13 protein-coding genes and 1 pseudogene are annotated in these 13,285 nt (G+C 67.2%); 11 read left to right on the top strand and 3 right to left on the bottom strand.

What is annotated here, in order from left to right; translation table 11 throughout:
* Nucleotides 1-83: 83 nt before the first annotated feature.
* The 5 genes and pseudogenes from crtY (at nucleotide 84) to AX676_RS16925 (ending at nucleotide 5,928) form a co-directional block, all read left to right on the top strand.
* A complete protein-coding gene (gene crtY / locus AX676_RS16950; RefSeq protein WP_066482282.1) occupies nucleotides 84-1,268 on the top strand; it encodes a lycopene beta-cyclase CrtY in 1,185 nt (394 codons plus the stop codon).
* Nucleotides 1,265-2,743 carry a phytoene desaturase gene (locus tag AX676_RS16945; RefSeq protein WP_231726214.1) on the top strand — a complete coding sequence of 493 codons (1,479 nt, stop codon included), beginning with the start codon at nucleotides 1,265-1,267 and terminating at the stop codon, nucleotides 2,741-2,743. Before crtY ends, AX676_RS16945 begins: the two co-directional genes overlap by 4 nt.
* 615 nt (nucleotides 2,744-3,358) lie before the next feature.
* Nucleotides 3,359-3,535, top strand: a pseudogene (locus AX676_RS16940) (FAD-dependent oxidoreductase); the annotation flags it as partial.
* An 855-nt stretch (nucleotides 3,536-4,390) separates the two neighbouring features.
* Complete coding sequence (locus tag AX676_RS16930; RefSeq protein ID WP_066482290.1) at nucleotides 4,391-4,972, top strand: TIGR00730 family Rossman fold protein; 582 nt, start codon at nucleotides 4,391-4,393, stop codon at nucleotides 4,970-4,972.
* Nucleotides 4,969-5,928: a phytoene/squalene synthase family protein gene (locus AX676_RS16925; RefSeq protein WP_066482293.1), complete on the top strand. Its 960-nt coding sequence runs from the start codon at nucleotides 4,969-4,971 to the stop codon at nucleotides 5,926-5,928. Before AX676_RS16930 ends, AX676_RS16925 begins: the two co-directional genes overlap by 4 nt.
* Nucleotides 5,929-6,034: 106 nt before the next feature.
* On the opposite strand, the gene AX676_RS16920 is transcribed toward AX676_RS16925, so the two are convergent.
* Nucleotides 6,035-6,427, bottom strand: coding sequence for a hypothetical protein (locus AX676_RS16920; protein ID WP_066482295.1), 393 nt, complete (start codon nucleotides 6,425-6,427; stop codon nucleotides 6,035-6,037).
* 76 nt (nucleotides 6,428-6,503) lie between these two features.
* Nucleotides 6,504-6,737 carry a hypothetical protein gene (locus AX676_RS16915; protein WP_066482298.1) on the bottom strand — a complete coding sequence of 78 codons (234 nt, stop codon included), beginning with the start codon at nucleotides 6,735-6,737 and terminating at the stop codon, nucleotides 6,504-6,506.
* Between the two features lie 130 nt (nucleotides 6,738-6,867).
* Between AX676_RS16915 and AX676_RS16910 the strand changes: the two genes are divergently transcribed.
* The 6 genes from AX676_RS16910 to AX676_RS16885 all read left to right on the top strand — a co-directional run bounded on the left by AX676_RS16910 (nucleotide 6,868) and on the right by AX676_RS16885 (nucleotide 12,603).
* Nucleotides 6,868-8,694, top strand: coding sequence for an ABCB family ABC transporter ATP-binding protein/permease (locus tag AX676_RS16910; protein WP_066482300.1), 1,827 nt, complete (start codon nucleotides 6,868-6,870; stop codon nucleotides 8,692-8,694).
* A gap of 22 nt (nucleotides 8,695-8,716) precedes the next feature.
* Complete coding sequence (locus AX676_RS16905; RefSeq protein ID WP_231726212.1) at nucleotides 8,717-9,694, top strand: alpha/beta fold hydrolase; 978 nt, start codon at nucleotides 8,717-8,719, stop codon at nucleotides 9,692-9,694.
* A gap of 91 nt (nucleotides 9,695-9,785) precedes the next feature.
* A complete protein-coding gene (gene recQ / locus AX676_RS16900) occupies nucleotides 9,786-11,555 on the top strand; it encodes a DNA helicase RecQ (RefSeq protein WP_066482303.1) in 1,770 nt (589 codons plus the stop codon).
* Complete coding sequence (locus tag AX676_RS16895) at nucleotides 11,552-11,803, top strand: hypothetical protein (protein ID WP_066482305.1); 252 nt, start codon at nucleotides 11,552-11,554, stop codon at nucleotides 11,801-11,803. The genes recQ and AX676_RS16895 overlap by 4 nt, the downstream gene beginning before the upstream one ends.
* Nucleotides 11,804-12,232 (top strand): TIGR01244 family sulfur transferase, encoded by a 429-nt coding sequence (locus tag AX676_RS16890; protein WP_066482307.1) that lies wholly within the window; start codon nucleotides 11,804-11,806, stop codon nucleotides 12,230-12,232.
* On the top strand, nucleotides 12,232-12,603 hold the full coding sequence (locus AX676_RS16885; RefSeq protein ID WP_066482310.1) for a hypothetical protein: 372 nt from the start codon (nucleotides 12,232-12,234) through the stop codon (nucleotides 12,601-12,603). Before AX676_RS16890 ends, AX676_RS16885 begins: the two co-directional genes overlap by 1 nt.
* Before the next feature lie 320 nt (nucleotides 12,604-12,923).
* On the opposite strand, the gene AX676_RS16880 is transcribed toward AX676_RS16885, so the two are convergent.
* Nucleotides 12,924-13,285 (bottom strand): OmpA family protein (locus AX676_RS16880; protein ID WP_156441234.1); only part of this gene is annotated, 362 nt, incomplete at its 5' end.

Here is a 13,285-nt window from a genome sequence, read left to right as displayed (position 1 = left end):
CTGCATTGCTGATCGCCCCCACCCCCGCCTAGCCCAAAGACCGGGGCTTTCGCGCGGATGGGCGATCCGCTAGGCGCTGGAGAATGCCGGACCATGCCACTTGTGATGTCGCGATCGTCGGCGGCGGCCTGGCCGGGGCGCTGTTCGCAATGGCGCTGGCGCGCAAGCGGCCGGATGTCTCGATCCGCCTGATCGAGCGCAGCGACCGGATCGGCGGCAATCACCTGTGGTCGTTCTTTGCCAGCGACATTGCCGACGCCGATCGCTGGCTGGTTGCGCCGCTGGTCAGTCACGGCTGGACCAAGTACGAGGTCGCCTTTCCCGCGCATCGCCGCCATTTGACCGCGCCCTATTACAGCATCGAATCGCACCGGCTGGACCCCATTGTCCGCGCGGCGTTGCCCGAGGGGTCGATCGTGCTGAACGCCGATGTGACCGAAGTGGGGTCGGGCCATGTGACGCTGGCCGACGGTACGCGGATCGACGCGGGCGGGGTGATCGATTGCCGCGGGATCGGCGATATCCGCCACCTCGACCTAGGCTATCAGAAGTTCGTGGGGCAGGAGCTGCACCTGGCCGCACCCCATAATGCGCCCGACCCGATGGTGATGGACGCGACCGTGCCGCAGATCGACGGCTATCGCTTCGTCTATTGCCTGCCGTTCGCGGCCGACCGGATGTTCGTCGAGGACACCTATTACAGCGACACGCCCGATCTGGCCCGGCCGACCGGTCGCGCGAATGACGATCCGGCCTCGCGCCGCATCGCCGACTATGCCGCCGCGCGCGGATGGCAGGTCGAGCGGGTCGGGCGTCAGGAAACCGGCGTGCTGCCGGTCGCGATGGGCGGCGATTTCGAAGCCTATTGGCGATCGGGCGGCGCGGGCGTGGCCAAGGGCGGGATGCGCGCCGGGCTGTTCCACCCGCTGACCGGCTATTCGCTGCCCGACGCGGTGCGCGCGGCGGTGCGGGTGGCGGCGGCGCGCGACCTGTCGGGCGCGGCGCTGCACACGCTGCTCCACGATCACGCGGCCGACACGTGGCGGGCACGTGGGTTCTATCGGATGCTGACGACGATGCTGTTCCGCGCCGCCGATCCCGACGACCGCTATCGGGTGCTGGAGCGTTTCTATCGGCTGGACGCGGGGCTGATCGCCCGCTTCTATGCCGGACAATCGACGATGTTGGACCGCGCCCGCGTGCTGACCGGCAAGCCGCCGGTGCCGATCACGCGCGCGATCCGGGTCTTATGGGAGAATGCAAGGTGAAGACGGTTGCCGTCATCGGCGCAGGGTTTGGCGGGCTGGCGCTCGCGATCCGGCTGCAGTCCGCAGGCATTGACACCACGGTCATCGAAGCGCGCGACAAGCCGGGCGGGCGCGCCTATCACTGGGAGAAGGACGGCTTCGTGTTCGATGCCGGGCCGACCGTCATCACCGCGCCCGACACGCTGCAGGAGCTGTGGGCGCTGTCCGGCCACGACCTGGCCGAGGATGTCAACCTGGTGCCGGTATCGCCCTTTTACCGGCTCAACTGGCCCGACGGCACCAATTTCGACTATTCGAACATGGACGCCGAGCTGCGCGCCGAGATCGCCAAGCTCAATCCCGAGGACGTGGCCGGATACGCCAAGTTCCTGGAGTATTCGGCCGGGGTCTATGAGGAAGGCTATGTCAAGCTGGGGCACGTCCCCTTCCTCGACTTCAAGTCGATGCTGAAGGCGGCACCGGCGCTGGCCAAGCACCAGGCGTGGCGGTCAGTCTATTCGATCGTCGCGAGCTTCGTGAAGAACGAGAAGCTGCGCCAGGCGCTGTCGTTCCACACGCTACTGGTCGGCGGCGATCCGATGAAGACCAGCTCGGTCTATGCGCTGATCCACAAGCTGGAGCGCGACGGCGGGGTGTGGTTCGCGATGGGCGGCACCAACAAGCTGATCGCCGGCATGATCAAGCATTTCGAGCGGCTGGGCGGCAAGGTGCGCCTCAATGATCCGGTGATCGACATCGAGACGCTGGGCGACCGGGTGACGGGCCTGACCACCCGCGACGGCTTTCACATGGATGTCGACGCGGTCGCCAGCAACGGCGACCTGGTGCACAGCTATCGCGACCTGCTGCGCGGATCACGCAGCGCCCAGCGCACCGCGACCAAGATGATGAACAAGCGGTTTTCGCCGTCGCTGTTCGTCGTCCATTTCGGCATCAAGGGGACGTGGCCGGGCATTCCGCACCACAGCATCCTGTTCGGCCCGCGCTATCAGGGGCTGCTGGCCGACATCTATGACCATGGCGTGCTGGCGCAGGATTTCAGCCTGTATTTGCACCATCCGACCGTCACCGATCCGTCGATGGCGCCCGAGGGCTGCTCGACCTTCTATGCGCTCGCCCCGGTGCCGCACATGGGCAAGTTTCCCGCCGACTGGGACGCGATCGGGCCGGAATATGAAAAGCGCATCCTGGACGAGATCGGCCGGCGGCTGATCCCCGACATCCACGAGCGGATCGTCACCAAGTTCAGCTATATGCCGACCGATTTCGCGAACGACCTGTCCGCGCATCTGGGCAGCGCGTTCAGCCTCGAGCCGGTACTGACGCAAAGCGCGTACTTCCGCGCGCACAACCGCGACGACCATATCCCCAACCTGTATTTCGTCGGCGCGGGCACGCATCCGGGCGCGGGGATTCCGGGCGTGGTGGGCAGTGCCAAGGCGACGGCGGGGCTGATGCTGGAGGATTTGCGGTAGGGGTGAGCGGAGCGCCGCCCACCTCGGGCTCCGATTATCTGTGTAGAAGACTCACGACAGCGACCTGCCGGCTACCAACCCCTTTCTGAACCTGCAAATGCCGCGCATGATGCGGGCCGTAGCCGTGTTAAAGTCGACGGAGGCTCTGTTGAGGGTATTGTGGGCAGGCTTGCTTCTAGTCGGCTGCGGCCAGTCTCCATCCGAGCCGCGCGGCAATGGCACCGAGATACTGAACAAAAAAGCTTATGAAGAAGGCACGGACATAACCACGAGCGAGAGTCCGGTCGAGGCTACCTCGGCAAGGGGAACATATCTTTCGTGTGTCCGTTCGAAGGCTGATCTAATCGGGAAGCGAGACGCGATCAGTGTTGATCGGGCAACTCAGATCGTCAGTGAATGCGAAAGCCTGCTAAGCGAGGCGGCAACTGAGGTTGTCGCGCGAATGGGTGGACGTCCGATGACAAACTTGCCGGCCGGAATGGAGACTGAACAGGTCCGAATGTCGGTAGCAAGGGATGCAATCAAGCATGAAGCAAAGATGCTGATATCGCGCGATTACGCCGCTCTTCCACGTCCGGTGCCTTAGGTCATAGGCACATGTCGCGGAGGGACGGCGCGTTCAGCCTCGAGCCGGTGCTGACGCAAAGCGCGTATTTCCGCGCCCACAACCGCGACGACCATATTCCCAACCTGTACTTTGTCGGCGCGGGCACGCATCCGGGCGCGGGGATTCCGGGCGTGGTTGGGAGTGCGAAGGCAACGGCGGGGTTGATGCTGGAGGATTTGTTGTAGGGAGTGGGGTGGGACGGGACCTTCTGAGGCGAGAGTCTCTTAGAAACCGCCTGTCGGCTACCGACCCACAGGCAGACATCCGTCTTACTGAATTGTGCGCTTCACGAACCTCCGCCACCGGCGCTCAAGTCCTTCAGACGTGATTGGCGAACCGGGTTGGGCCCTGTCGAGCGACTTCATCCACCTGTCTATTTCAAGTGCCTTATCGAACGCCTTACCTTGTTTCGTAAGCTCACTATGCCGGATGACCAAGTCAGGTCGGCGGGATATGTCGATACCGTCACGTATGAGCGACTTGCGGGCCAAAAACTCGGCGAGGAAGTAATGCGCCTCTGAGACTATGCGGTGCCACTCGCCGTCGTCGATGATCTCGTTTCCACCAGCGTCGTAAGTCCGAACGACTCTGCAAAACACAGACGGAAGATCCACAACGTTCCAATCAGACATGCCCAAATCATGCCACGTCGACCGCGCTCCGCCAATATCCGCCTTCTCCCAATTCCGGCCGCCGAGCGCTTATGCCGAACGCGGCTGCTTATGAGTTTGCGATCTTGTGTTCCGTCCCCGTTCATCGCGGGCGCAGTTGAGAAACGTATGTCTGTGCGCTTGCAACGGTTTCTCGACTTCGCTCGAAACCAACGAGGTGTGGGGCAGGCGCGGGATGCATGGCGGAGCGGCGGCGCTTTGCGCTGTCCCACCCCCTAGCCCCTCCCGCGCCCGGGAGGGAGAGGGACGGCGCGCATCTTCTTATCCCCTTCCGCTTGCGGGCAGAGCTGGGGGTGGGCATGAGCGGGGCATGACTGACGAATGGATTTCCCACCCCCCGGCCCCCTTCCGCACATCGGAGACGGCGCGATGAAGGCGCTGGCGGTCTATTGCGGGTCAGCGACGCCTGCCGATCCCGTTTATCTGGAGACCGCGCGCGCGATCGGGCGGGCGTTGGCCGAGCGCGGCATCACCGTCGTTTATGGCGGCGGGCGGCTGGGGTTGATGGGGGCGATCGCGGACGCGGCGCTGGCGGCGGGCGGCGAGGTGATCGGTATCATCCCGCAGGCGCTGGTCGATGCCGAAGTCGCGCATCGCGGGCTCACCCGGCTGGAAGTCGTGCAGACGATGCATGAGCGCAAGCAGCGCTTCACCGACCTGTCCGACGGGTTCCTGACGCTGCCCGGCGGCACCGGCACGATGGATGAATTGTGGGAGGCGATGAGCTGGTCGCAGCTCGGCTATCACAGCGATCCCGTGGGCTTGCTCAACGTCGCGGGCTATTACGATCCGCTGATCGCGTTCGTCGACCGGATGGCCGAGGTCGGATTTCTGCGCCCGCAGCATCGCGACATCCTGATCGTCGACGATGACCTGGACCGGCTGATCGATCGGATGCGCGCCTATCGCCCGCACACCCCGATCGTGCGGATGACCAGCGCGCAGCTTTGAGCGCGCCCGCCCTTCCCAGCCGCGACGCGATCGTCGCGAGCGCGGGCGAGACGATCGCGCGCGGATCGCGCAGCTTTGCGGTGGCGAGCAAGCTGTTCGACCGGCCGACGCGCGAGCGGGCCTGGCTGCTCTATGCCTGGTGCCGGGCGTGCGACGACCTGGCCGACGGGCAGGATATGGGCCACGGCATGACGCGAGTGGCGGACCCGGCGGCGCGGCTGGCGCTGATTACTGAGCGAACCGAGCTGGCGCTGGCGGGCGAAGTCGTCGGCGACGTGGCGTTCGACGCGCTGCGCATCGTCGCGGCGGAGACCGGCCTGCCCCACGCGATGGCGCGCGACCTGATCGCCGGCTTCGCGCTCGACGCCGCCGACTGGCGGCCGCAGAGCGAGGACGACCTGATGCGCTATTGCTATCATGTCGCCGGCGTCGTCGGCTGCATGATGGCGGTGGTGATGGGGGTGAACCCGCGGGACGAGGCGACGCTCGACCGCGCGTGCGACCTGGGGCTGGCGTTTCAGCTCGCCAACATCGCGCGCGACATCGGCGAGGATGCGGGGGCGGGTCGCTGCTACCTGCCCGCCGAGTGGCTGGCGGAGTTCGGCATTCCCGAGCGTGACGTCATGGCCCCTTCACATCGGGACGCGCTGGTGGCGCTGGCCGGACGGCTGACGACACGCGCCCAGCAATATGAGTTGAGCGCACGCGGCGGCACGCCCCGGCTGAGGCTGCGATCCGCCTGGGCGGTGCTGGCTGCGGCGGGCATCTATGGCGATATCGCGCGCGAGGTGGCGCGGCGGGGCGCCAGCGCGTGGGACCGGCGGGTGTTCACGTCGGGCCGGGAGAAGCTGGGCTGGGTGGTGCGCGCCTATGCAATGGCGCTGGGGCGGCGGCGGTTTGCCGGGACGCAGCGCCCGCCCGGGCTGTGGACCCGGCCGCGCCGGCCCGGCGGCTGACCACCAAGAGCGGTTCCCGATCCGATTGTATCGGATCGAGCGCTCTAAGTTGTTCTGTTAACGCATTTTCCGAGTCGTCAGATGATTCCACCTGACTTGAAATGCGCTAGCCGGTGCGCGCCAGCCGCTGCGCCAGGAGAACCCCGATCAGCGGCGCAATGAAGGACCCGACCGCCATCCACAAGGGATGCGGGATCGCCATCAGGTTGAGCACATTGCCGGCCCATGCCAGCGCGAGCACGATCCACGCCGATGGCGACCAGCGCGACAGCCTGAGCGCGGCGAACGCGCCCGCCGCGCCGCCCACCAGATAGGCCAGCAGCACGATCAGCTTTGCCGGGACCGGAATCGATGCCGCGATCCGCGCGACTTCGGCGGCGTTGCGCATGTCGACGCCCGGCGGCGGCGGGTAGAGCATGTGGCCAAGCAACTGGACCAGCGTCGTCGCCAGTCCGAAAACCAGGATGCCGATGATCGTCCCGATGATCCTGCGTGCCATGCCGTCCCCCGCTCAGCCGACCGGGGCAGCATCCCGCAAAATCAAGCGGTGGGCAAGCGCAGACCCGCCGCGCCGATCAGCCGCGCGAGGCGCGCGCGACCTCGATCTGCGCCTGGCGTTCGGAGCGCTGCTGGCACGCGCCCGAGAGCATCGGATAGGCCAGGTCGGTGTGTCGCGGCAGCACCGCGGGCATCGCCGCCTGGCACTGCGCGATGCTCCGATAGACCACGGGCTCGATCCGCGCCTGCTGGCACCGCGCGCCATCGTCGGCACAGCCCATGACGGCGAGGATGTAGACGATCGGATCCATTGCGGACACTCCCTTCACCCCGACCAATGCCTGATGGGCCGAACGGTTCCGAAGCCGTGACGGCCCGATCGACCCGGGACTGGACAGACCGCATTGCAACTCGCGGCCTTTCCCCCCACCTTTAGCCGCAATGCCGCCCGATACCGCCAGCTCCGCCGACGCCGCCCGCGAACGGCCGCTGATCCCGACGATGCGCCGCTTCCTGCCCTATCTGTGGCCGCGGGACGCCCCGGCGCTGAAGGCGCGGATCGTCGGCGCGCTGGTGTTCGTGGTGATTTCGAAGCTGATCCAGGTCTATGCCGCGCCGTTCGCGCTGAAGGGCGCGGTCGACCGCATGTCGACCGACGATCGCGGGGCGGCGATGCTCGTCCTGCTGCTGGTGATCGGCTATGCCGCAGCCCGGCTGTTCACCGTCATGTTCGACAATCTGCGCAACGCGGTGTTCGAGCGCGTCGGGCAGGACGCGACCCGGCGGCTGGCGTCGAACGTGTTCCGCCACCTGCACCAGTTGTCGCTGCGCTTTCACCTGGAACGGCGCACCGGCGCAATCACCAAGGTGGTCGAGCGCGGCACCAAGAGCATCGACACGATGCTGTATTTCCTGTTGTTCAACATCGCGCCGACAATCCTCGAGCTCGGGCTGGTGCTGCAGATCTTCGGATCGCGCTTCGGCTGGTGGCTGGTCGTGCCGACGATGGGAATGGTGGTCTTCTACATCGCGTTCACCCGCTGGGTGACCGACTGGCGCGCCAAGCTGCGCGAGCGGATGAACGACCTGGACACCGGCGCGGTCGCGCATGCGGTCGATTCGCTGCTCAATTTCGAAACGGTCAAGTATTTCAACGCCGAAGCCCGCGAGGCCGCGCGCTACGAGCGCGCGATGACCGCCTATGCCAGCGCGGCGACCAAGTCGGAAAACTCGCTCGCCTGGCTGAACATCGGCCAGTCGGTGATCACCAACGCGATGCTGGGTTTCGGCATGGCGATGGTCGCCTGGGGCTGGTCGACCGGCCGGTTCAGCGCGGGTGACGTGGTGCTCGTCTCGACCCTGCTGAGCCAACTGTTCCGCCCGCTCGACATGCTGGGCTGGGTCTATCGCACCATCCGTCAGGGGGTGATCGACATGGGCGCGATGTTCGACCTGGTGGACGCGCCGGCCGAGATCGTCGACGTGCCGGGCGCGCCCGACTTGTGCGTGTCGAGTGGCGAGGTGCGGTTCGAGCAGGTGACCTTCGGCTATAATCCCGACCGCCTGATCCTGAAGGGCATCGACCTGGTCGTCCCGGCGGGCAGCACGCTGGCGGTGGTCGGGCCGTCAGGCGCGGGCAAGTCGACGCTCGCGCGCATCCTGTTCCGTTTTTACGACCTGACCGGCGGGCGGGTGACGATCGACGGACAGGATATCGCGCGGGTGACCCAGACGTCGCTGCGCCAGGCGATCGGCATCGTGCCGCAGGACACCGTGCTGTTCAACGACACGATCGGTTACAACATCGCCTATGGCCGCGAGGGCGCGGATCAGGCCGAGGTCGAGGCGGCGGCGCGCGGTGCCGCGATCGGCGACTTCATCGCCAGCCTGACCGACGGGTACGACACGCGCGTCGGCGAGCGCGGCCTGAAACTTTCAGGCGGGGAAAAGCAGCGCGTGGCGATCGCGCGCACGCTGCTCAAGAACCCGCCGATCCTGATCCTCGACGAGGCGACCAGCGCGCTCGACAGCCGGACCGAGGCCGAGATCCAGGATACGCTGGAGGCGATCGAGCGCGGGCGCACGACCATCGTCATCGCCCACCGGCTGTCGACGATCGTCAATGCCGACCAGATCGTCGTGCTCGACCAGGGCCGGATCGCCGAGCGCGGGACCCATGCCGAGCTGCTGCGGCGCGGCGGGCTCTACGCCGAAATGTGGAACCGCCAGGCATCCGAGCGCGAGGAGGCGCTGGCGGCGGCCGAATGAGATCAATTCCAGGAGAGATGAAGTGACCAACGATCGAACGTCGACGCGCGGCGCAAGCACCGCCGCCTGGACCGGACTGGCCGGAGTCGGGCTGGTCGGCGGCGGGCTGGCGCTGTGGTCGGCACTGGCGGCGCGCACCGCGACGCAGCTGGTGCCGACGGACGGACGGTTCATCGACGTCGCCGGCGCGCGGCTGCACTATACCGACCAGGGCAGCGGCCCGCCGATCGTGATGATCCACGGTCTGATGGGCCAGCTGCGCAATTTCACCCATTCGCTGACCGGGCGGCTGGCGCGCGACCATCGCGTCATCTGTGTCGACCGGCCCGGCTGGGGGCATTCGACGCTGACCGGCAGCACGCGACCCGGCATCGTCGCGCAGGCCGGCATGATCGCCGTGCTGATCGGTGCGCTGGGTCTGGAGCGGCCGTTGGTCGTGGGCCATTCGCTGGGCGGTGCGGTTGCGCTGGCGATGGCCGTCCATCATCCGGATCGGGTGGGCGCGCTGGCGCTGGTGGCGCCACTCGCCCGGCCACAGGACACGCCGCCATCGGTGTTTCGCGCACTTACCGCCCCGGCGGCGCTGCGTGGCCTGATCTCGTGGACGCTCGCGGTACCGGCGGGCACCTTTACCGGTCCGGCGACCGCGCAGGCGATCTTTGCCCCCGATCCGGTGCCGGCCGATTTCGCGACGCGCGGCGGCGGTGCGCTGGCGCTGCGCCCGCAAAGCTATCGTGCCGGCGCGTTCGAACTGAGCATCGCGCATGACGAGATGGCCGCGCTCGCTCCGCGCTATGCCGAGATCGGGGTGCCGGTCGCGATCCTCTATGGCCGCGACGACGCGGTGCTCGACGCGATCTATCACGGCGAGGAAGCCGCCGGGCAGCTGCCCGGGGCGACGGTCGAGCTGATCGCGGGCGGGCACATGCTGCCCGTCACCCGGCCGGATGAGACCGCCGCCTTCGTCCGGAGCGTCGCGGCGCGCATGGCCACGCGCTGAACACCCGGCATCGCGCCGTCCACAACAAAGTGGCGCGCGCGACCGGGAAAGGGGGTTGCCGCATCCGGGCGCGCGCGGGATAGCGACGGCAATGTCCGATCCGTTGCGCGTCCTTCAATCGACCTTCGGCTTCAGCGCGTTTCGCGGCGTGCAGGCGCAGGTGATCGATCGCGTGCTGGCGGGCGTACGGACGCTGGCGGTGATGCCGACCGGGGCAGGCAAGTCGCTCACTTATCAGCTGCCGGCGGTGATGCTGCCCGGAACGTGCGTGGTGATCTCGCCGCTGATCGCGCTGATGCACGACCAGCTCCGTGCCGCGCAGGCGCTGGGTATCCGTGCGGCCGCGCTGACATCGGTCGACACCAACCGTGCGGAGACGATCGACCGCTTCCGCGCGGGCGCGCTCGACCTGCTCTATGTCGCGCCCGAGCGCGCGTCGGGCGACGGCTTTCGTCAGTTGCTCAATCAATCACCGCTCAGCCTGTTCGCGATCGACGAGGCGCATTGCGTCAGCGAATGGGGGCATGATTTCCGCCCCGACTACCGGCTGCTCCGCCCGCTGATGGATGCATTCCCCGACGTGCCGCGGCTGGCGCTGACCGCCACTGCGGACCGGCATACGCGCGCCGACATCCTCGACCAGCTCGGCATCGGTGCCGACGGGTTGATCGTGGCCGGGTTCGACCGACCCAACATCCATTATGCGATCTCGCCGCGCGATTCCGCGGCGCGCCAGATCGCCGAGATCGTCCGCGCGACCGAGGGCCCCGGCATTGTCTACGCCCCGACGCGCAACGGGGTGGAAAAGCTCGCGGGCCAGATCGCGGCGCTGACCGGGCGGCCGGTGCTGCCCTATCATGCCGGGCTCGAACCGGCGGTGCGCGCGTCCAACCAGTCGGCGTTCGTCGCATCCGAAGACATGATCATCGTCGCGACCGTCGCGTTCGGCATGGGGATCGACAAGCCCGACGTCCGCTTCGTCATCCACGCCGCGCTGCCCAAGTCGATCGAATCCTATTATCAGGAAACCGGCCGCGCCGGGCGGGACGGCGATCCCGCGATCGCGCATCTGTTATGGGGCGCGGAGGATTTCGTCCGCGCGCGCCAGCGCATTGCCGAGGTCGAACCCGCACGCCACCCAGGCGAGCGCGCGCGCCTCGATGCGCTGGTGACGCTGGTCGAAACGCCGGGATGCCGACGCGCCGTGTTGCTGAGGCATTTCGGCGAGGACCCGCCCGAACGGTGCGGCAATTGCGACCATTGCCTCAACCCGCCGACGGTTCGCGACGCGACCGAGCTTGCGCGCAAGCTGTTATCCGCGGCCTATCGCACCGGACAGAGCTTCGGCATCGGCCATCTCGAAAAGGTGCTGGTCGGCGGCCGCGATGAACGTATCGAGCGGCTGGGCCACGACCGCCTGTCGGTGCATGGCATCGTCGACGGCGCGGAGGCGTCGCTGCTGCGGCCGGTGGCGCGCGCATTGCAGGCCCGCGGCAGCCTGGTCGCCAACGAACATGGCGGGCTGATGCTGGCGGGCGACGCGCGCGCAATCCTGAAGGGCGAGGCCGAGGTCGCGATCATCGTTCCGCCCAAGCGCCTGCGCGCCGACCGCGGCCGCGCCGGGGCAATCGCCGCGCCCGTCGGCAACCCGCTCTATGAGGCGCTGCGCAGCAAGCGTCGCGAGCTCGCCGCGGCTGCCGCCCTGCCCCCCTATGTCATCTTCCACGATTCGGTGCTGCGCGATATGGCGTTGCAGAAGCCCGCCTCGCTGGCCGAGATGGGGCGGATCAGTGGCGTCGGCGCGCGCAAGCTCGACGCTTATGGCCAGGCATTTCTCGACGTGATACGCACCGGCGCATGATTCCGTTCTGGCTCGCGATCCCGCTGGACCCGTTGCCGCGCGACGTGACCCGTTTCGTCGAGCAACATGAGAGCTGCGCGCATTTTCGGGGCGAAGAGCCCTATGATGCCGCGCGTGCCCGCGAACTTGAGCGCAAGATCGCGCAGAGTTGCAGAGGTCTGGCGCGCAAACGGGCGCGTCTGGAACTCAAGTATCGGCGCAGCGCGACGGTTCAGGCCGTGCTCGCCGAACATGCTCTCGAGGATTGAATGCAGATCCGACCGATCGACCCTATGATAGCCGTCGCGCCGCAGGTGCAGGTCGGCGATCTGGTGCAGATCGCCGCGCTCGGTTACCGCGCCATCGTCAACAACCGGCCGGACGATGAGGAGCCGGGTCAGCCCGATGCCGCCGCGATCCGCGCGGCCGCGGAGGCCGCGGGACTGCGCTATCATGCGATCCCGGTGACGCATGCCGGCTTTTCGCTGCCGCAGGTCGAGGCGATGATCGCCGTCCGCGCGGAGGCCGATGGACCGGTACTCGCCTTTTGCCGGTCGGGCACGCGCTCTTGCTATCTCTGGGGGCTGGCGGCCGCGCGCGAGGGCACGCCGGTCGCCGAGATCATCGATCTGGCTGCGGCGGCCGGCTACGACCTGTCGCCCATACAGCCGCTGCTCGATCAGCTTGCGCGAGGTTGATGGACGCCGCGCTGCTGCTCGGCTCGCTCGCCGCCATCCTGATGCTTGCGGCGATGGCGAGGGGTTTGCGCCTTGGCATTCCCGATCCACTCGACGAAGCGGCTGCGATGCGGGTGGCCGAGCAGGCGGTGGCCGGTTTCGCCGCGCATTCGGTAGCGCTGGCGAAGGACAATCGCGCCGCTGTCGTCACGGGGATCGACGGCGACATCGTGTTGCTCAAGATGCTGGGCGCACGCATCGCGGCGAGGTATTTCCTCACGCCGCCGCATCGGCACGAGACGCCGGAGGGGATCGAGGTCGATAGCGGCGACCGGTGGTTCGGCCGCATCAAACTCGCCAGGCCTTACCCGACGGAGGTGAGCGAGTCCTGATCATTCATGTGCGGGTGAGATCACTCAGCCCGGCAAGACGCGGCGCGCGGGGTCGTCCACCTAGGGCGTGATGAAGTTAGGTCGACGCGCGCTCTAACGACTTCCTCGCCACCCCGGCCCCGTGCCGGGGTCCACCGCGCCGCGTAGCTTCGACAGTTGTGGCGTGTCACCCCGCGGACCCCGGCACAAGACCGGGGAGACGAAGGTTGATTCCGTGCAGAGTCATCATGCGCAAGGACATCACGCCGGTCGCGAGGCGGAAAGAAAAAGGGAGGCCGGTTTCCCGACCTCCCCAATTCGTTTCAACCCTTGCGGATTGATTACATGCCCGAACCCGGACCGTAGGTGATTTCCACCCGGCGGTTCTGCAGTTCACGCACGCCATCGGCGGTGTCCACGCGCGGACGGCTTTCGCCGAACGCTTCGGTCGTGATCACGCCATCCGGGATGCCACGCGAGCTCAGATAAGCGCGGGTCGCATCGGCGCGACGCTGCGACAGACCGACATTGTAGCTCGCGGCACCCGACTTGTCGGCGTGGCCGGCCAGCATGACCTGCGCATTGCCGCACGACTGATAGTTCGACACCGCGTTGTCGAGGATGCCGGCTGCCTCAGGCGTGATGTCCGACTTGTCCCATTCGAAGAACACGATGTACGGCCCCGGGGTGCAGACCACTTCCG

The organism is Sphingomonas sp. CCH21-G11 (assembly GCF_001555965.1).
In the GTDB taxonomy this organism is placed as follows: domain Bacteria; phylum Pseudomonadota; class Alphaproteobacteria; order Sphingomonadales; family Sphingomonadaceae; genus Sphingomonas.
The sequence above is the reverse complement of the archived record's forward strand: the minus strand, read 5'-3'. Positions and strand labels throughout refer to the sequence as shown.